The organism is Spirillospora sp. NPDC047279, assembly GCF_040643285.1.
GTDB lineage: Bacteria > Actinomycetota > Actinomycetes > Streptosporangiales > Streptosporangiaceae > Spirillospora.
Genome location: NZ_JBEYUA010000009.1, coordinates 389,744 through 408,546, shown reverse-complemented (window position 1 = coordinate 408,546; position 18,803 = coordinate 389,744). Strand labels below are relative to the sequence as shown.

Below are 18,803 nucleotides of genomic sequence, written 5' to 3'. Positions count from 1 at the left end.
ATCCCCTTTCGATCAGGTGTTGAAGTACTTGGCCTCAGGGTGGTGGACGACCATGGCGTCGGCGGACTGCTCGGGGACGAGCTGGAGCTCCTCCGAGAGCGAGACGCCGATGCGCTCGGGCCGCAGCAGCCGCACCAGGGTCGAGCGGTCCTCCAGGTCCGGGCAGGCCGGGTAGCCGAAGGAGTAGCGGGCGCCGCGGTAGCCGAGCTTGAAGAAGTCCTGGACGTCGTCGGCGTCCTCGGCACCGAACCCGATCTCGGACCGGATGCGGGTGTGCCAGTACTCCATCAGGGCCTCGGTCAGCTGGACCGACAGCCCGTGCAGCTCCAGGTAGTCGCGGTAGGCGTCCTTGGCGAACAGCTCACCGGTCGCTTCGGCGATCTTGGAGCCCACGGTGACCAGCTGGAACCCGACCACGTCGGTCTCGCCCGACTCGCGCGAGCGGAAGAAGTCCGACAGGCACAGGTGCCGGTCGCGGCGCTGGCGGGGGAAGGTGAACCGCTCGCGGTCCGACCCGTCCTCGTTGAGGATCACCAGGTCGTCGCCCTCGCTGACGGCCGGGAAGTAGCCGTAGACGACCGCCGCCTCGATCAGCCCGTCGGTCTGGACGCGGTCGAGCCACATCCGCAGCCGGGGCCGCCCCTCGGTCTCGACCAGCTCCTCGTAGGAGGGTCCGTCGCCGCCGCGGGCCGGCTTGAGGCCCCACTGGCCCATGAACGTGGCCCGCTCGTCGAGGTAGGCCGCGTAGTCGGCCAGCGGGATGCCCTTGACGATGCGGTCGCCCCAGAACGGCGGGGAGGGCACCTTGTTGTCGGCCGCCACGTCGGAGCGGGCGGGCATGTCCTCGGGCTCGGTCACCCGGAGGGTCGCGCCCTTCTTGACCCGGCGCTCGCGCAGCGGCGGCAGCGAGGCGCCGTCGTCACCGCGCTTGACGGCCATGAACGCGTCCATCAGCCGCAGGCCCTCGAACGCGTCGCGGGCGTAGCGGACCTCGCCGTCGTACAGCCCGGCCAGGTCCTGCTCGACGTAGGCGCGGGTGAGCGCCGCGCCGCCCAGCAGCACCGGCCACTCCGAGGAGAGCCCCCGGGAGTTGAGCTCCTCGAGGTTCTCCTTCATGATCACGGTCGACTTGACCAGCAGGCCGGACATCCCGATCACGTCGGCGCGCTCGTTCTTGGCGGCCTCCAGGATCGCCGACATCGGCTGCTTGATGCCGAGGTTGACCACCTCGTAGCCGTTGTTGGACAGGATGATGTCGACGAGGTTCTTGCCGATGTCGTGGACGTCGCCCTTGACGGTGGCGAGCACGATGCGGCCCTTGCCGCCGTCCTCGGCCTTCTCCATGTGCGGCTCGAGGTAGGCGACCGCGGTCTTCATGCACTCGGCGCTCTGGAGCACGAACGGCAGCTGCATCTGGCCGGAGCCGAACAGCTCGCCGACCGTCTTCATGCCGTCCAGCAGCACGTCGTTGACGATCTCCAGGGCGGGCCGCTGGCTCAGGGCCTCGTCCAGGTCGGCGTTGAGGCCGTCCAGCTCGCCGTCGATGATGCGCCGCTTGAGCCGCTCCCACAGCGGCAGCGCGAGCAGCTCGGCGGCCCGGTCGGCCTTCATCGCCGCGGTGTTGACGCCCTCGAACAGCTCCATGAACCTGATCAGCGGGTCGTAGTCCCCGGACCTGCGGTCATAGACCAGGTCCAGGGCGACCTTGCGCTCCTCCTCGGGGATCCGCGCCATCGGCAGGATCTTGGAGGCGTGCACGATCGCCGAGTCGAGGCCGGCGTCGACGCACTCGGCCAGGAACACCGAGTTGAGCACGATGCGAGCGGCCGGGTTGAGGCCGAACGACACGTTCGACAGGCCCAGCGTCGTCTGCACGGCCGGGTAGCGGCGCTTGAGCCCGCGGATCGCCTCGATCGTCTCGAGGGCGTCGCGGCGCGACTCCTCCTGGCCGGTGCCGATGGTGAACGTGAGGCAGTCGACGATGATGTCCTCGACCCGCATGCCCCAGGTGCCGGTGAGCTCCTCGATGGTGCGGGCGGCGACGTCGACCTTCCAGTCGGCGGTGCGCGCCTGGCCCTGCTCGTCGATGCACATGACCACGACGGCGGCGCCGTGCTCGCGCACGATCGGCATGAGCCGCGCCATCTTGGAGTCGGGGCCGGTGCCGTCCTCGAGGCTGACGGAGTTGACGACGGCGCGGCCGCCCAGCATCTCCAGCCCGGCCTCCAGCACCTGCGTCTCGGTCGAGTCGAGCACGATCGGCAGCGTGGCCGCGGTGGCGAACCGGTAGGCCAGCTCCTTCATGTCGGCGACGCCGTCGCGGCCGACGTAGTCGACGCACAGGTCGATCAGGTGCGCGCCGTCGCGGGCCTGCTCCCGGGCGATCTTGACGCAGTCGTCCCAGCGCTGCTCCAGCATCGCGGTGCGGAAGGCCTTGGAGCCGTTGGCGTTGGTGCGCTCGCCGATCGCCAGGTAGGAGGTGTCCTGGCGGAACGGGACGTGCTGGTAGAGGGACGCGGCGCCGGCCTCGGGGCGCACCTTGCGCTCGGCCACCTCGCGGGCGCGGACCCGCTCGACCACCTGGCGCAGGTGCTCGGGGGTGGTGCCGCAGCAGCCGCCGACCAGCGAGAGCCCGTAGTCGCGGGTGAAGGTCTCGTGCGCGTCGGCCAGCTCGCCCGGGGTGAGCGGGTAGTGGGCCCCGTCGGAGGTCAGCTCGGGCAGGCCCGCGTTGGGCATGCACGACAGCCCGATCCGGGCGTGCCGGGCCAGATAGCGCAGGTGCTCGCTCATCTCGGCCGGGCCGGTGGCGCAGTTGAGACCGATCAGGTCGAGGTCCATCGGCTCCAGCGCCGTCAGCGCCGCGCCGATCTCCGACCCCATCAGCATCGCGCCGTTCTGCTCGATGGTGACCTGGCCGATCAGCACCGTGTCGGACCCGGCGGCCCTGATCGCGCGCTTGGCGCCGATCAACGCGGCCTTGGCCTGGAGCAGGTCCTGGCAGGTCTCCACCAGGATCGCGTCGGCGCCGCCGGCGATCAGTCCCTCGACGTTGCGCTGGTAGGCGTCGCGCAGCGTCGCGAACGGCACGTGGCCCAGCGTCGGCAGCTTGGTGCCCGGGCCCACCGAGCCGATCACCCAGCGGGGGCGGTCGGGCGTGGCGTAGGCGTCCGCGACCTCGCGGGCGATCCGCGCGCCGGCCTCCGACAGCTCCTCGATGCGCTCGGTGATGTCGTATTCGCCGAGGTTGCCGAGGTTGGCGCCGAAGGTGTTGGTCTCGACGCAGTCGACCCCGGCGTCGAAGTAGGCCTCGTGGACCGCCCGCACGATGTCGGGGCGGGTGACGTTCAGGATCTCGTTGCAGCCCTCATGGCCCTGGAAGTCGTCCAGCGTGGGGTCGCGGTCCTGGAGCATCGTCCCCATGCCTCCGTCGGCCACGACGACGCGCTGTTGGAGGGCCTGACGCAGGGATCGAGGAGTGGGTGAGCTCATGGTGCCCCACCCTATCCGGGGCCGCTCGCACACCCCTTGATTGCGTCCACATGCTGGATGCACTGCGACACACGTCACGCACGCACCGGGATTGACTGGTGACTCGGGGGTCATCAAACGATAACGTGCGTGGCTAACTACTCCCCGGTAAGGAGCGGCATGAGCGCGTACCGCACCATTCTCGTCGGCACCGACGGCTCGGACTCCTCTTTTCGCGCGGTCGACAGGGCCGCCCAGCTGGCCGCCGCCACCGGCGCCACGCTGCTGCTCGCCTCCGCCTTCCACAAGATGCCCGAGCGGGAGCGGCTCAGCGCCGCCGACCGCCTGGGCGACCTGGCCTACAAGGTGCAGGGCTCCACCCCGGCCGAGGACGCCCTGCGCGCGGCCCGGGAGCGGGCCGTCGCGGTCGGCGCCAAGGACATCGAGGAGATCGCGGTCGAGGGCGACGCGGTCGACGTGATCAGCAAGGTCGCCAAGGAGCGCTCCGCCGACGTCGTCGTGGTCGGCAACCGCGGTCTCAACAGCCTGGCCGGGCGGATCCTCGGCTCGGTCCCGGCGAACCTCTCGCACCGGTCACCGTGCGACATCCTCATCGTCCACACCACGGACGGGAAATGACCGAAGGCCACCGGAAAGCACTCCGGCGTCCGGTCGGGTGACCGAATCGTCATCGGATCGTTCCGCCGCCGGGCCCCCCGGAGGTCTGGGCGGCGGAACGGTGGGGTAGGTCCCCCTCAGGACGTAGGCTGACAGCCACCGATCTTGAGCGGGCCCCGGAACCCCCCGGGAATGCCGCCCCCCTCGGTGGACGCTGTACCCGACGTCGGAAGGAGGCAGCGCGTGGTCGAGCTCGAGAGCGTGCCGGAACTCGTCGACCCGGTGCTCGTGGCCGCTTTTGAAGGGTGGAACGACGCCGGGGAGGCAGCCAGCGGGGTCATCCAGCACCTCGAGACCATCTGGGACGCGGTCCCGATCGCAGAGCTCGACCCGGACGACTACTACGACTTCCAGGTGACCCGGCCGCTGGTCGAGATGATCGACGGCGAGAGCCGCGGCATCACCTGGCCCACCACCCGGATCTCCTGGGCGCGGCTCCCCAACGGCCGCGACGTGGTCCTGGTGCACGGCATCGAGCCCAACATGCGCTGGCGCTCGTTCTGCCGGGAGCTGATCTCCCTGATGCTCCAGCTCGGCGTGGAGAACGTCGTGCTGCTCGGCGCGCTGCTGGCCGACGCCCCCCACACGCGGCCGGTGCCGGTCACCGGGGCCGCCTCCGAGGCCGGGCTGGTCACCACGCTCCACCTCGAGCCGGCCCGCTACGAGGGCCCGACCGGGATCCTCGGCGTCCTCCAGGACGCCTGCGCCAAGGCCGACCTCAGCACCGTCTCCCTCTGGGCCGCCGTGCCGCACTACGTCGCCCAGCCGCCCTCCCCCAAGGCCACGCTGGCCCTGCTGCGCCGGGTCGAGGACCTCCTCGACGTGACCGTGCCGCTCGGCGAGCTGCCCGAGGAGGCCCGCGCCTGGGAGAACGGCGTCAACGAGCTGGCCGAGGAGGACTCCGAGGTCGCCGAGTACGTCCGCACGCTGGAGGAGCAGAAGGACGCCGCCGACCTGCCCGAGGCCAGCGGCGACGCCATAGCCCGCGAGTTCGAGCGTTACCTGCGGCGCCGCGACTCGAGCTGACCGTTCCGGCGTGGCCGGGAACGGTCCGGAGGCGTACCCTGGTGCCGATCGCCGTTCATCACGTCGAAGGCCCGCGCACGCCGCGAAGTGCGCCTCACATGAAGCACGCACGCAAGGGGGGCCCGGCCGCCCCCGGCCGGTGACGGCCCGGGCCGGGAAAGGCCCGGCCATCCGCGTCCGCCCCCGCCGCGAGCTGAGGCGCGCCCGCCGCTGGCGCACCCACTCCTGCTGGGACCATCTCGTCGCGGCCCCGCTCTGGCCGCTGCACGGCGCCAACCTCGGCACGCTCCTGCGCACCTGCGACGCCGTCGGCGCCTGCCTGGCGGTGCCGCGCTTCTCCTGGGTCCCGGCCGCGCTCGAACGCGGCAACACCCTGCGCCACCCGTCCTGCGTCCACTGGGTCGGCGATCCGGTGGGCTGGCTGGAGCGCCGGCGCGAGGAGGGGTCCCGGGTCGTGGGGGTCGAGCTCGCCGACGAGGCGGTGCGCCTGGGCGACCTGCCCGCGGCCCGCGAGCGCACGGTGGCGGTGCTGGGACACGAGCAGTACGGGATTCCGGACGAGGCGCTCGGGCTGCTGGACGTCGCGGTGGAGATCCCGATGGTGGGCACCGGCCACAGTCTCAACGTGGCGGTCGCGGGATCGCTGGTGCTGTACAGGCTGGCCGGTCTGCTGTGACGGGACGGATCGCCATCTGGGCGTCTTAGGTGGCATTATGCGACGGGTCCGATTAGGGGACGGACCGAAAGGAAGCCGGACAGTGCCCGAGGCCCAGCCGCTGCAACCGCACGACCCCCGGTCCCTGGGGGCATACGAGTTGCTGGGACGGCTGGGGTCCGGCGGCCAGGGCACGGTCTTCCTGGGCCGCTCCGGCGACGACGGGCAGCGGGTGGCGGTGAAGCTGCTGCGCGTCCAGTTCGACGAGGACGGCAGTGCGCGGACCCGCTTCATCCGCGAGGCGGAGGTGGCCAAGCAGGTCGCGCGCTTCTGCACGGCGCAGATCCTGGACGCCGACACCATCGGCGACAGCCCCTATCTGGTCAGCGAGTACGTGCCGGGCCCGGCGCTCAGCACCATGGTGACCCGGGCCGGGCCGCTGTCGGGCGGCGCCCTGGACCGGCTGGCGGTCAGCACCGCGAGCGCGCTCACCGCGATCCACCGCGCCGGGATCGTGCACCGCGACCTCAAGCCCCACAACGTGCTGCTGGGGCCGGACGGACCGCGCGTGATCGATTTCGGGCTGTCCCGGATGCTGGACGCCGCGAGCGTGGTGAGCAGCAAGGCCGTCGGCACGCCCGCCTACATGGCGCCGGAGCAGATCACCGCGGGCGAGGTCGGCCCGGCGGCCGACGTGTTCGCCTGGGGCGCCACCATGACGTTCGCGGCCACCGGGCGGCCGCCGTTCGGGGCCGACTCGATCCCGGCGGTGATCTACCGGGTCCTGCACCACGAGCCCGACCTGGGCGGGCTGGACGGCCGGCTGCGCGAGCTGGTGGCGGCGGCGCTGTCCAAGGACCCCGCCGCGCGCCCCACCGCGACCCAGCTGATGTTGCGGCTGGTCGGCCACGACGACGCGTTCCAGACCGACGGGGCGCTCGCCACCCGCGCCGACGGGCGGCCTCTGGAGGAGACCGTCGCCGGATCGGGAGAGGCGCCCGGCGACCCGCAGCGCACGGCCGACCCGCAGGAGACCGCGCCGCCGCCTCCGCCGCGCCGCCGGCGGCGCCGGCGGCTGGTCATCGGCGCCGCCGCGGCGGTCGCCACCGGGCTGGCGATGGTCGGCGGCTACGCCGCGTGGCCGCACGACCGGAAGGGCGGCAACGACGGCGGGTCCGCGGCCTCGGTCGGCGGCGCCACCGTCGACGCCGTGCCGACCAGGCCCAAGAGGAGCCCGCAGAGCAGGACCACCGGGCCGCGCGCCGGGGCGTCGCCGTCCGCCGGCAAGCGGGCCACCCCGACGCGCGGCGCCGGCGGCGTGCCGACCGGCGGCACGTCGCCGAGCCCCAGGCCCTCGCCCCGGCCGAGCCACGTGCGGCTCGGGTCGCCCGACCCCGACGCCTACTGCAGGTCGAGCAGCCAGGACAAATCCGCCGAATACCGGTACGGCAAGTGGTACTGCGTGCACGATGAGGGCATCGGCGTCGACACCGTGATCACCATGACCCAGGTGTGCCGGTCGCAGTACAACCCCTACGCCGAGGCGAAGCTCGACGGCTCCGCGAGCGTCCCGGGCGACTGGGAGTGTTACGTCATCGAGTGAGGAGGGATCCCGTTGGCCGCACCGGACCGGACGGTCCTGCGCCTGCTGGCCGCCGAGCCCGCCGTCATGCTCGCCGCGGGCCGGGCGCTGCTGCTCCAGGTCGCCCACCCCAAGGTCGCCCAGGGCGTGGCGGACCACAGTGACCTGCGCAACCGGCCGCTCGACCGGTTGTTCGGCACCCTGGACTTCCTCATCATCGTCGCGTTCGGCACCGAGGAGGAGGCCGAGCGCATGGGGGTCGCGATCCGCAGGATGCACGAGCGCATCACCGGTCCCGGCTACTCCGGCAACGACCCCGACCTCCAGGTCTGGGTCAACGCGACGCTCATCGACGCGGCCCTGTACGTCTACGAGGACGTCCTGCGCTCCCCCAGCGGCGACCTGGCCGCCGACTACATCGACCAGGCCCGCTACGTGGCCGACGTGCTCGGCTGCCCGCCCGGCGCCCAGCCCGCCGACATCACCGCGTTCCGCGCCTACATGGACGGCATGACGGCCTCGCTGGAGGTGACCGCCACCGGGCGGGAGGTCATGCGCGCGGTGTTGTGGTCGCGCAAGCTGCGCTGGCTCGGCCCCGCCCTGTGGCTCAACCGGTTCATCACCACCGGCCTGCTGCCCGAACGGTTCCGCGCCCAGTACGGCCTGCCGTGGAGCGACCGCAAGGACCGCGTCCTGTGGTTCCTGCTCCGCACCGGCGCCTTCTGCTACCGGCTGGTGCCCGGCCGCCTGCGCCGCGCCGGGGTCCCGCTGATGCTCTGGGCGTCCCGGCGGCGCATCGGGCGCCGCGCCCGCAAGTACGCCGCGCAGCGCCCGACCGCCGCCTGAGCCTCCGTCCGAGCCTCCGTCCGAGCCTCTGCCTGCGGGCGGGCTCAGGTCTCGGACGGCTTCCCGCACGTCTCGATCGGGCGCCGAGCGGTCGGCGAGCGGGCGTCGAGCGTCAGTGGAGCGTGACGCCCAGAAGCGCGTCGGCGATGGCGCGGATCCGCGCGGGCGCGGCCTCGTCGGTGCCCTCGCCAGCGGCGGCGCGTTCGGCCCAGCGGTCGATCTCGACCAGCGCGGCGGGTGCGTCGAGGTCGTCGGCCAGGTGACGGCGGACCGCGTCGGCCACCGGCCCGGCGGGCGGCCCGGCCGGGCGCAGGACGGCGGCGCGCCAGCGCCCGAGCCGCGCTGCGGCGGCGTCGAGCTGCTCGGCGGTCCACTCCCAGTCGGAGCGGTAGTGGTGCGCGAGCAGCGCCAGCCGGATCGCCATCGGGTCGGTGCCGGACCGGCGCAGGGCCGAGACGAAGACCAGGTTGCCCTTGGACTTGGACATCTTCTCGCCGTCGAGGCCGACCATGCCCGCGTGCACGTAGGCCCTGGCGTGCGGGCGCTCGCCGGTGGCGACCTGCGCGTGGGAGGCGCCCATCTCGTGGTGGGGGAACGCCAGGTCGGAGCCGCCACCCTCGACGTCGAACGCCATGCCCAGGTATTCGATCGAGATGGCCGAGCACTCGACGTGCCAGCCGGGGCGGCCGGTGCCGAACGGGGACTCCCAGCCCGGCTCGCCGGGCCGCTGCGCCAGCCACAGCAGGGCGTCGAGCGCGTCCTCCTTGCCCTCCCGGCCGGGGTCGCCGCCGCGCTCGGCGAACAGCGGCATCATCGCCTCCCGGCTCAGCCGGGAGACCTCGCCGAAGCCGGGGTCGGCGGCGACCGGGAAGTAGAGGTCGCCGTCGACGGTGTAGGTCGCGTCCTTGGCCCGCAGCTTCTCGATCATCTCGACGATCATCGGGATGGCCTCGACCGCGCCGATGTACTGGTCGGGCGGCAGCACCCGCAGCTCGGTCATGTCCTCGCGGAACAGCGCGATCTCCCGCTCGGCCAGCTCGCGCCAGTCCTCGCCGGTCTGCCTGGCGCGTTCCAGGAGCGGGTCGTCGACGTCGGTGGCGTTCTGCACGTAGTGCACGGTGTGGCCCAGGTCACGCCAGACGCGGTTGACCAGGTCGAACGCCAGATAGGTGTTGGCGTGGCCGAGGTGGGTGGCGTCGTAGGGCGTGATCCCGCAGACGTACATCCGCGCCGTGTCACCCGGCGCGGTGGGCCGTACCGTTCCCGTCCCGGTGTCGTGCAGATGCAGCTGGAGCGCCGGAGCGGGCAGTCCGGCGGCGGAGAGGCTGGGCACTTCGGGAGCAGGCCACGATCGCATACCGAAAGCTTATCTGCGCCCTACACGTGACATTGCGTCGAGATCGTCCTTGCCGTCCCTTCGGGCCCCCGGGGCCCGGAGGGACGGCCGTGCCGTCAGGAGAGCCTGACCCGCGGGTCGAGGAACGAGTACCCCACGTCCACGATCAGGTTGGCGACGATCACGAACAGCGTGACCATCATGGTGACCCCGATGATCACCGGGGTGTCGCCGACCGCGATGGACTGGTAGACGAGCTGCCCGACGCCCTGGAGGCCGAACACCTTCTCGGTGACGATGGTGGAGCCGATGAGCGCGCCGAGGTCGATGCCGTACTGGGTGACGACCGGGGTCAGCGCGGCCCGCAGCCCGTGCCGGTAGGTGACCCGGCGCTCGGACAGGCCCTTGGACCGGGCCGTGCGGATGTAGTCCTCCCCCATCACGTCCATCATCGAGCCCCGGGTCAGCCGGGTGTAGGCGGCGACCATCAGGAACGCCAGGCCGATCCAGGGCAGCGTCATGCGCTGGAAGAAGTGCTCCTGCAGCGGCGGCCCGGCCTCGAAGAACGTAAAGCCCCACTCCCCCAGCTTGGTGGAGAAGAAGTAGAGCAGGAACAGCGCCATCACGAACGGCGGGGTGGACAGGCCGATGAGGACGAACACCGTGACCAGCCGGTCCCGCAGGCTGCGCGCGTGGGTGGCGCTGAAGACGCCGACCGCGACGCCGCCGACGAACCAGATGACGCCGGCGCCCAGGACGAGGTAGAGCGTGGTCGGCAGGCGGTCGCCGATCAGCTCGGTCACCGCGGTGTTGTTGATGTAGGAGTAGCCCAGATCGCCCTGGAGCAGCCGCTTGATGAACTCCCAGTACTGCACCAGGACGGGCTGGTCGAGGCCGAGGTTGCGGCGGATCTGCTCGAGCGTCTCGGTGCTGGCCCGCGGGCCGCCGATGGTCCGTTCGATCGCGACCGGCGACAGCTGCAGCAGCGCGAAGACCAGCGTGGCCACCAGCCAGATCACCAGGATCGCGTAGAGCAGGCGGCGGATGATGAAGCGCGACATCCCGGCTCACTTCCCCCCGGTGACCCGGTCGGCGCGCGGATCCAGGGCATCCCGGATCGCGTCGCCCACCAGGTTGAACGACAACGTGGTCAGCAGCAGGAGGATGCCGGGCACGGCCAGCAGCCACCACGCCGTCTGGAAGACGTCCGAGCCCTCGCCGAGCATGCTCCCCCAGCTCGGCATGGGCAGCCGCACGCCGACGCCGAGGAACGACAACGTCGCCTCGAACACGATCGACGTCGGCACCAGGAGCGAGGCCAGCACGGTGACCTGCGCGACGAGGTTGGGCAGCACGTCGACGAACATGATCCGCCAGCGCCCGGCGCCCAGCGACCGCGCCGCCTCGATGAACTCCTTCTGCTTCAGCGACATCACCTGGCCGCGGATGATGCGCCCGGTCGCCGCGAACGAGAAGAACGCGATGACGAAGATGGTCATCGTCAGGCTCGCCGCCACCGAGGTGAGCTGGAACGTCACCGCGAGCACGATGGCCACCAGCAGGTAGGGCAGCGCGAGGGTGATGTCCATGGCCCGGGCCAGGATGGTGTCGAGGACGCCGCCGACGTATCCGGCGAGCACGCCGATCGTCACGCCGAACAACGACGCGAGCACCGAGGCCGCGACGCCGACGATGAGCGAGATGCGGGCGCCGTAGGCGGCGCGCACGAGCACGTCGCGGCCCAGCTGGTCGGCGCCGAGCCAGAACTCGGCGCCCGGCCCGGTGGGCTGCCCGTTGATGTCGAGCCCGGTCTTGGGGAACGTGGCGTCGTACGGGTGGCCCGTCCACTTCGCCCACAGCGGCGCCATCAGCGCGAACGCCACGATCAGCAGCAGGACGACGAGCGAGACCAGCGCGACCTTGTCACTTCGGAAACGGGCCCATGCCAGCTGGAACGGGGTCCGCCCCTGGACCCGGGCGGTCGGCTCCACGTCCGCCGGGGGGACCTCGGACTCCAGTTCGGAGTAGCTCACGACGACACCTCCGGGAGCTCGGGCTCGGTGGACTCCTGGTCGATGGCGGCCCGCCTGCCCGCCAGCCGCTCGCCCGGCTCGACCGGGAAGTGGCAGGCGGCCAGGTGGCCGGCGGCGTCGCCGGCCTTGACCTCCAGGACCGGGTCGTCGGTGACGCAGCGTTCCTGCGCCTTCGGGCAGCGCGGATGGAACCGGCAGCCGGACGGCGGGTCGATGGGCGAGGGCACGTCGCCGCTGAGGACGATGCGCTCGGCCCGTTCGGCCTCGTCGGGGTCGGGCACGGACGCCGCCGACAGCAGCGCGGTGGTGTACGGGTGGCGCGGGGCGGTGTAGAGGTCCTCGACGTCGGCGGCCTCGCCGACCTTGCCGAGGTACATGACCGCGACCCGGTCGCTCACGTAGCGGACGACCGACAGGTCGTGGGCGATGAAGACGTAGGTGAGGCCGAGCTCGTCCTGGAGGTCGTTGAGCAGGTTGATGACCTGCGCCTGGATCGACACGTCGAGGGCGGAGACCGGCTCGTCGCACACGATGAGCTTGGGCTTGAGCGCGAGGGCGCGGGCGACGCCGATGCGCTGCCGCTGGCCGCCGGAGAACTCCGCCGGGAACCTGTTGTAGTGCTCGGGGTTGAGCCCGACGAGCTCCATCAGCTCCTGCACGCGCCTCTTGCGCTCGGCCCCGTCGGCGATGTCGTGGATGGCGAACGGGTCACCGATGATCGACCCGACCCGGCGCCGCGGGTTCAGCGACCCGTACGGGTCCTGGAAGATCATCTGAACGTCGCGGCGGAAGCTCTTCAGCCCGTCCTTGGACAGCCGGGTGATGTCGGTGCCCTCGAACTCGATGCGCCCCCGCGTCACCGGATGGAGCCCGGTGACGCAGCGGGCGAGCGTCGACTTGCCGCACCCGCTCTCTCCCACGATGCCGAGGGTCTCGCCGCGCCGGATCCGCAGGCTGACGCCGTCGACGGCGTGCACCCTGGCGACCTCCTTCTTGAAGACGATCCCCTGCCTGATCGGGAAGTGCTTGTAGACGTCCTCGATCGAGACGAGGACGTCGTCGTGATCGGTCACCGGCTCCCCCCGTCCACGTCGTCGGTGCCGCCGGCGTCGAGGCCGGCGGCGCGGCGGCGGACACGTTCGGCGTCGGCGCCCAGGCCGACCGCCTCGTGCGGCAGCCAGCACGCCGAGACGTGCTCGCGCCCCTCCTCCCCCAGGCCGGAGGGCACCGGGGCCAGCGGCGGCTCGTCCACGCGGCAGCGCTCCATCACGTACTCGCAGCGCGGATGGAACACGCAGCCGGACGGCAGGTTGATGAGGCTGGGCGGCTGCCCGGGGATCGGCCTGAGCCGGCCCTTGGCGCCGGTCGCGCTCGGAACCGACTGCAGCAGGCCCTTGGTGTACGGGTGGTGCTGCCGGTAGTAGAGGTCGCGCCGCCCGGCGAACTCCACGGGCTTGCCGCCGTACATCACCAGCACGTCGTCGGCCATGTCGGCGATGACGCCGAGGTCATGGGTGATCATGATCAGCGCGGTGTCGAACTCGCGCTGCAGCCGCTGCATCAGGTCGAGGATCTGCGCCTGCACGGTCGCGTCCAGCGCCGTCGTCGGCTCGTCGGCGATGATGAGCTTGGGGTTGAGGGCGAGCGCCATGGCGATCATCGCGCGCTGGCGCATGCCGCCGGAGAACTGGTGGGGGTAGTCGTCGACGCGCCGCTCCGGCTGCGGGATGCCGACGAGCCCGAGCATCTCGACCGCCCGCTTGCGCGCCTGCTCCTTGCCGGCGCCGGGCTCGTGCTGCCTGACCATCTCCTCGATCTGCCAGCCGACCTTGTAGAGGGGGTGCAGGCTGGACAGCGGGTCCTGGAAGATCATGGCGATCTGGGCGCCGCGGATCGTGCGCATCCTCTTCTCGCCGACCGTCAGCAGGTCCTCGCCGTCGAACAGGGCGCGCCCCTCGACCCTGGCGCCCGGCGTGAGCCCCATCAGGGTCTGCGTGCTGACGCTCTTGCCCGAGCCGGACTCGCCCACGATGCCGAGGGTGCGGCCGCGGTCGACGGTGAACGACATGCCGCGCACGGCTCGGACGACGCCGTCGGCGGTGTTGAAGGAGACCTTGAGGTCGGTCACCTCGAGAAGACTCAATGGACGCCCCTTCGCGTCACGGGAGACCCCGGCGTGGGCGGCCGGGCGCGCACTGTGCGCGCGTGTGCGCGGGGTGCGCGCGCCCGGCCGGCCGTGGTCGTGCTAGGAGAGCTTGATCTGGCCGAAGTCGTAGGACTGGAACTGCGGCAGGTAGAGCGCGTTCGACGTCCGCGACGAGTGGAAGATCGGGTACTTCTGGTTCATGAAGGGCACCACCGCGGCGTCCCGCATGATCAGCTTGTCCACCTCGGCCCACGACTTGGCGGCGTCGTCCTCCGACGGCGCCTCGAGCGCCTTGTCGATGAGGGCGTTGACGGCGTCGTTGTTGTAGCCGCCGTAGTTGGTGGAGTTGGGCCCGTAGGTGCGGCCGTCGAACAGCGGCACGATGTTGGTGCGGCCGTTGTTGCCGTACCAGTCGGGCACCCAGCCCGGCGCGGCGATGTCCCACTTGCCTTCCTTGGCGTCGGCCGGCGTCACCAGCGTCTTGCCGTAGAAGTTGCCGTTGCTGTCGGCGGTGAGATTGGCGGTGATGCCGCACTCCTTGAGGTTGGCCTGCACCGACTGCGCGACCTTCTGGTGGTTGCTGTTGGTGCGGTAGGGATACTTGAACGTGAGCCCGTTCGGGTACCCCGCGGCCGCCAGCATCTGCTTGCACTTGGCCGGGTCGCCGTTGTCGCCGTCGGTCGGGTACAGGTTGAACTGCTCGTAGCCGACGCTCCGCGGCGGGATGACCTGGTTGAGCACCTCGCTCACGTCCGGGCCGCCGTAGATCTGGATCAGCGCGGTCTTGTTGATCGCGAAATTGATCGCCTGCCGCACGGCGGGCTTGGACAGCGCCCCGCCGTTGTTGGGGCTCAGGGTGTTGAAGACCAGGTACGGGTTGCTGGTGGAGCCGTCCATGATCTTGAAGTCGTCGTTGGACTTCAGGCTCTGGATCTTGTTGGTCGGCACCGGCTGGTCCCAGGACAGGTCGGCCGTGCCCTGCTCCATCTGCTGCTGGACGACGTCCGGCGAGTCCTGGCCCATGGTGATCTGGATCTTGTCCGGGTTCTGCCCGCGCAGCGGGTCGGCGTCGGCCGTCCAGTTCTTGTTCTTCTCGAGCGTGTAGCTCTTGTTCGGCGTGTACGCGGTGATCTGGTACGGGCCGTTGGAGATGGTGTTCTTGCGGAAGTCGGCGCCGTCGGGGAGGTACTTGTCGTACTCCACGGGCGCCGCGGCCGAGAACGGGATGCCGAGGATGTTGGTGAAGTCGCTGGCGCGGTTCTTGAGCCGCACGACCAGCGTCTTGTCGTCCTTGGCCTCCAGGCCGGCGACCTGGTTGTCGTTCTGGTACTTGGCGATCGCCGCGGCGTCTCGGGCGCCGACCTTGCCGAAGCCGTCGCAGAACTCCTGCATCCCCACGATCGTGCCGGTGTAGTAGCCGATCGCGCCGGACGGCGAGGCGGGGTTGCACAGGCGCTTGAGACCCCGGATGAAGTCGGCCGAGGTCACCGCGCGCGGCGTCGGGGTGTTCCACATGACGCCGTCGCGCAGCTTGATGGTGTAGGCCTTGCCGTCGGCGCTGATCCCGCCGTTGTCGGCGGTCGGCAGCTCGGACGCGACGTCGGCCTCGAGCTTGATGGCGTCGTCGAAGTTGTCGCTGCCCTTGACGTTGAAGAGCGTGCGCGCGTACTGCCGGCTCAGCTGGCCGCTGACCGTCGAGTAACCGCTCGCGGTGTCGAGGTGGTCGACGTCCGCGGACCCGACGACGTTGAGCGTGCCGCCCCCGCCTCCGCCTCCGCTGTCACCCCCGCCACAGGCGGCCAGCCCGAGCAACACCGCCCCGAACCCCGCCGAGGCCGCGAGCCCCCGCCTTCTTCCCGTCATCTGCACTCCCCCGTCTGCCTGATGACCCATCACACGCGTCTCGCTCCGGCGCGCCCGCCCTCGCGGCGCCGCTCCGGAGATCGCGACAGGTAATCAAATTAGCACTGGGAGTGACTATGCCCGGGTGAGGACCCCTTTTACACGTCCGGCGGGTCTCTCAGCGCACCCGGCCCCAGGCCCGCGGGTCGCCGGGCTCGGCCGAGAAGTCGTAGCGCAGGCCGCCGGCGGAGAGCGCGGCCAGGCTCACCGACGTGGTCCCCCAGACCCGGCCGCCTCCCAGGTCCAGGAGGGGAAGGAGCGCCCGCTTGTCGGTGCGGTCGATGCCGTCGCCGTCCAGCAGGGGCAGCCACTCCGCCCACGCCGTGGCGGTGTCGTCGCCGGCGCGCGGCTCGGGCCGTCCCGCCGCGAGCAGCCGCGGCCGGAAGTGGGCGATGCGCTCGGTCATGAAGGCGTCCTCGTCCTCCCCGGCGTCGGGCCCCGCGCCCTCCAGGCCGCGGTTGACGACCACGTGCAGCCCGGGGCCGAGCTCCTGCCCGGCGAGCTCGATGCCGTCCCAGCTCCACAGCCGGACCAGGCCGGGCTCGGCACTGATGAGGTGGAACGGGTCGAAGCGCGGCAGCTCCAGGTCGCCCAGGCCGCCGTCGGCGGCGGCGCGCAGCGGCAGCTCGCCGCGGGAGGCGCGCACGGCCTCCGGCGCGAGCCGGCCGCGGCCGTTCAGCACGCATCCGGCGCGCGGCACGGACGGGTCGACCGCGAACCAGGTGCCGCCCGCGCGCAGGTCGCGGCCGCCGATGAGACCGGGCCGGTCGGGCCAGTGGTGGCCGGGCGGCGCCCAGGACCGGGCGACGAACTCGTCGCGCACGCCTACCAGGAGCACCGGGACGGGGGACGAGGGGTCAACGCTGACGATCGCCGTGCACATGACCCAATTTGAGCATTCGTCCCGGAAACGCCTCCGGGCGGGGGCCTCGCAGCGAGTGCGGGGAGCCCGATGCCCGGAGCGGGTGCTCAGAGCGGGTGCTCAGAGCGGGTGCTCAGAGCGGGTGCTCAGAGCGGCGGCCACGGGATGGCGGGCCAGTCCTCCGGCGGGTAGGGGTGGATGCGGTGCTTGAGCATCAGCTCGACCCGGCGGCGGGTGGCGTCGACCTCGTCCGCGGTGAGCAGCTCCCTCAGCCGGTCGCCGAGCGTCCCGGCGCGCATGCCCTCCTCGACCCGCGCGAGCCCCTCCAGGGCCTCGTCGGTCAGCGCCTTGCCGCGCCACTGCCACAACACGGTGCGCAGCTTGTACTCCACCGAGAAGCACACGCCGTGGTCGCAGCCGTAGACATGGCCGTCGCCGGGCGGCAGCAGGTGCCCGATCTTGCGGTCGGCGTTGTTGACGATGGCGTCGAACACCGACATCCGCCGGATCGGCTCGTCGCCGGACCGCGACAGCGCGACCAGGTCGATGTCGGAGTCGGGCTCGACCCACAGCTGGACCATGCCGGGGCCGTAGGGCCCGTCGCGGTGCACCGTCGGCGGGACGATCTGCCAGCCCGTCGCCTCCGACACCGCGTAGGCGGCGACCTCGCGGTCGGCCAGGGTGCCGTCGGGGAAGTCCCAGAGCGGCCGCTCCCCCGCCACGGGCTTGTAGACGCACGCCGCCTGGAGGCCCTCCCCTTCGACCGAACAGTAGAGCGTGGCGTTGGAGGCCTGCACCAGCCGGCCCTCCACGTTGAGGCGGCCCCGCAGCAGGAGCCGCTCGGCGCCCTCGACGTCGTGCGGCGACACGCTGCGGTCGCCTGCGGGGGTGCGATCCCGGGAGGGCTGCGTCATGCGTTCATTCTCCAGGGCGCCGGGCCCATGATCCAAGCACGGGGCCGTCTCAACCGAGATGGCCGTTTTGACGGGGGCAGATGTGACCGGCCGCGTCGAGCGGCAGGCCGCACAGCGGGCACGGCGGGCGTCCGGCGGCCACCACCTTCAGCGCGCGCTCGGCGAACGCGCGGGCCTGCGCCGCGGTGATCCGCACCCGCAGCACCACGATCGCCGGGTCGTCGTCGCCGACCTCGGCGTCGGCGGCCTCGTCCTCGGTGACCTCCTGGGCCTCGATGATGACCCGTTCGTCCTCGGGGTCCCAGGCGAGCGCCATGGTGCCGACCTTGAACTCCTCCTCGACCGGCTGGTCGAGCGGCTCGTCGTCGTGCAGCTCGGACGGGGCGACCGCGGGGACCGCCGCGTCGCCGCCGCTGCGCCGCAGCACCTCGTCCAGGAGCTCCTCGAGACGCTCCGCCAGGAGTGTGACCTGGAACTTCTCCAGGCCGACGCTGGTGACCCGGGGACCGGAGCGGGCCTGAAGATAGAAGGCGCGCTCCCCGGGTTGCCCGACGGCGCCGGCGACGAACCTGTCAGGCAGTTCATAGGAGATGACCGGCATGACAACGACCCTACGCGCCGCCGCCGACGGGCGCGTCACTGTCCCCGCCGCCAGGGCTTTCGCCGCCGTCCGCGGCCGGCGGGGGAACCAGCCCGGCCACGTCTCCGCCCGAGTCGTTGAGGCGCACCACGAAGGGCCGCAGCTCGGTGTAGCGGATCACGGTGAGCGAGGCGGGGTCGGCCTGGATCCGCTGGAACTGGTCCAGGTGCAGGCCGAGCGCGTCGGCGACGATCGCCTTGATGATGTCGCCGTGGCTGCACACCGCGTACAGGGCGTCGGGCCCGTGCTCGGCGGCGATGCGGGCGTTCCAGTCGCGCACGGCGGCGACCGCGCGGTGCTGCGCGGCGGCGAGCGACTCGCCCTCGGCCCCGGGGAAGGCCGCCGCGCTCGGATGCGCCTGGACGACCTTCCACAGCGGTTCCTTGGCCAGCTCGGCCAGCGGGCGGCCCGTCCAGTCGCCGTACCGCACCTCGCCGAACCGCTCGTCGACCTCGATCTTCTCGACCGGCTCGGCGAGCGCGCCGGAGACCGCGCCGGCCGTCTCCAGGCACCGGTCCAGCGGGCTGGACACGATCGCCCGCAGCGGCAGCCCGGCCAGCCGCGCGCCCAGGTCGCGGACCTGCGCCCGGCCACGGTCGTCCAGATGCACGCCGGGGGTCCAGCCCGCGAGCACGGGTCCGGTCATCGCGGTCAATCCATGCCGAACCAGGAGAAGCGTCGTCACAGCACGCAACTCTACGAGACCCGGGGCAAT

Annotated in this window: 16 protein-coding genes; 5 read left to right on the top strand and 11 right to left on the bottom strand. The window is 71.8% G+C overall.

From position 1 onward, the window contains the following. Window positions 1–12 precede the first annotated feature (12 nt). Entirely contained in the window at window positions 13–3,489 is a 3,477-nt protein-coding gene (gene metH, locus ABZ810_RS25085; RefSeq protein ID WP_358407012.1) for a methionine synthase, read from the bottom strand. A gap of 159 nt (window positions 3,490–3,648) precedes the next feature. Here metH and ABZ810_RS25080 point away from each other — a divergent pair, with 159 nt between their 5' ends. The 5 genes from ABZ810_RS25080 to ABZ810_RS25060 all read left to right on the top strand — a co-directional run bounded on the left by ABZ810_RS25080 (window position 3,649) and on the right by ABZ810_RS25060 (window position 8,255). After that, the gene (locus tag ABZ810_RS25080) at window positions 3,649–4,107 is read left to right on the top strand and encodes a universal stress protein (RefSeq protein ID WP_358407010.1); all 459 of its coding nucleotides are present in this window, start codon (window positions 3,649–3,651) and stop codon (window positions 4,105–4,107) included. 222 nt (window positions 4,108–4,329) lie between these two features. Beyond that, window positions 4,330–5,172, top strand: a complete 843-nt coding sequence (locus tag ABZ810_RS25075) for a PAC2 family protein (protein ID WP_358407007.1) — start codon at window positions 4,330–4,332, stop codon at window positions 5,170–5,172. A 139-nt stretch (window positions 5,173–5,311) separates the two neighbouring features. After that, window positions 5,312–5,848, top strand: coding sequence for a TrmH family RNA methyltransferase (locus tag ABZ810_RS25070; RefSeq protein ID WP_358407004.1), 537 nt, complete (start codon window positions 5,312–5,314; stop codon window positions 5,846–5,848). A gap of 82 nt (window positions 5,849–5,930) precedes the next feature. Continuing rightward, window positions 5,931–7,430, top strand: a complete 1,500-nt coding sequence (locus ABZ810_RS25065) for a serine/threonine-protein kinase (RefSeq protein ID WP_358407001.1) — start codon at window positions 5,931–5,933, stop codon at window positions 7,428–7,430. Between the two features lie 12 nt (window positions 7,431–7,442). Then, window positions 7,443–8,255 carry an oxygenase MpaB family protein gene (locus tag ABZ810_RS25060; protein WP_358407000.1) on the top strand — a complete coding sequence of 271 codons (813 nt, stop codon included), beginning with the start codon at window positions 7,443–7,445 and terminating at the stop codon, window positions 8,253–8,255. A 112-nt stretch (window positions 8,256–8,367) separates the two neighbouring features. Here the strand turns inward: ABZ810_RS25060 and mshC are convergent, their stop codons facing one another. The 10 genes from mshC to ABZ810_RS25010 form a co-directional block, all read right to left on the bottom strand. Next, on the bottom strand, window positions 8,368–9,612 hold the full coding sequence (mshC, locus tag ABZ810_RS25055; RefSeq protein WP_358406998.1) for a cysteine--1-D-myo-inosityl 2-amino-2-deoxy-alpha-D-glucopyranoside ligase: 1,245 nt from the start codon (window positions 9,610–9,612) through the stop codon (window positions 8,368–8,370). Window positions 9,613–9,707: 95 nt separating this feature from the next. Beyond that, window positions 9,708–10,652, bottom strand: a complete 945-nt coding sequence (locus tag ABZ810_RS25050; RefSeq protein WP_358406996.1) for an ABC transporter permease — start codon at window positions 10,650–10,652, stop codon at window positions 9,708–9,710. A gap of 6 nt (window positions 10,653–10,658) precedes the next feature. Then, window positions 10,659–11,624: an ABC transporter permease gene (locus tag ABZ810_RS25045; protein WP_358406994.1), complete on the bottom strand. Its 966-nt coding sequence runs from the start codon at window positions 11,622–11,624 to the stop codon at window positions 10,659–10,661. Continuing rightward, window positions 11,621–12,697, bottom strand: coding sequence for a dipeptide ABC transporter ATP-binding protein (locus ABZ810_RS25040; RefSeq protein WP_358406992.1), 1,077 nt, complete (start codon window positions 12,695–12,697; stop codon window positions 11,621–11,623). Before ABZ810_RS25040 ends, ABZ810_RS25045 begins: the two co-directional genes overlap by 4 nt. Continuing rightward, window positions 12,694–13,767 carry an ABC transporter ATP-binding protein gene (locus tag ABZ810_RS25035; RefSeq protein ID WP_358406990.1) on the bottom strand — a complete coding sequence of 358 codons (1,074 nt, stop codon included), beginning with the start codon at window positions 13,765–13,767 and terminating at the stop codon, window positions 12,694–12,696. The genes ABZ810_RS25040 and ABZ810_RS25035 overlap by 4 nt, the downstream gene beginning before the upstream one ends. Before the next feature lie 102 nt (window positions 13,768–13,869). Continuing rightward, window positions 13,870–15,633 (bottom strand): ABC transporter substrate-binding protein, encoded by a 1,764-nt coding sequence (locus ABZ810_RS25030; RefSeq protein WP_358406987.1) that lies wholly within the window; start codon window positions 15,631–15,633, stop codon window positions 13,870–13,872. A gap of 157 nt (window positions 15,634–15,790) precedes the next feature. Continuing rightward, complete coding sequence (locus ABZ810_RS25025; RefSeq protein WP_358406985.1) at window positions 15,791–16,555, bottom strand: NRDE family protein; 765 nt, start codon at window positions 16,553–16,555, stop codon at window positions 15,791–15,793. Between the two features lie 125 nt (window positions 16,556–16,680). Further along, window positions 16,681–17,448, bottom strand: coding sequence for an SCO1664 family protein (locus ABZ810_RS25020; RefSeq protein ID WP_358406983.1), 768 nt, complete (start codon window positions 17,446–17,448; stop codon window positions 16,681–16,683). A 49-nt stretch (window positions 17,449–17,497) separates the two neighbouring features. Further along, a complete protein-coding gene (locus ABZ810_RS25015; RefSeq protein WP_358406981.1) occupies window positions 17,498–18,049 on the bottom strand; it encodes a DUF3090 domain-containing protein in 552 nt (183 codons plus the stop codon). A 10-nt stretch (window positions 18,050–18,059) separates the two neighbouring features. Then, complete coding sequence (locus ABZ810_RS25010; RefSeq protein WP_358406980.1) at window positions 18,060–18,773, bottom strand: histidine phosphatase family protein; 714 nt, start codon at window positions 18,771–18,773, stop codon at window positions 18,060–18,062. Window positions 18,774–18,803: the final 30 nt, after the last annotated feature.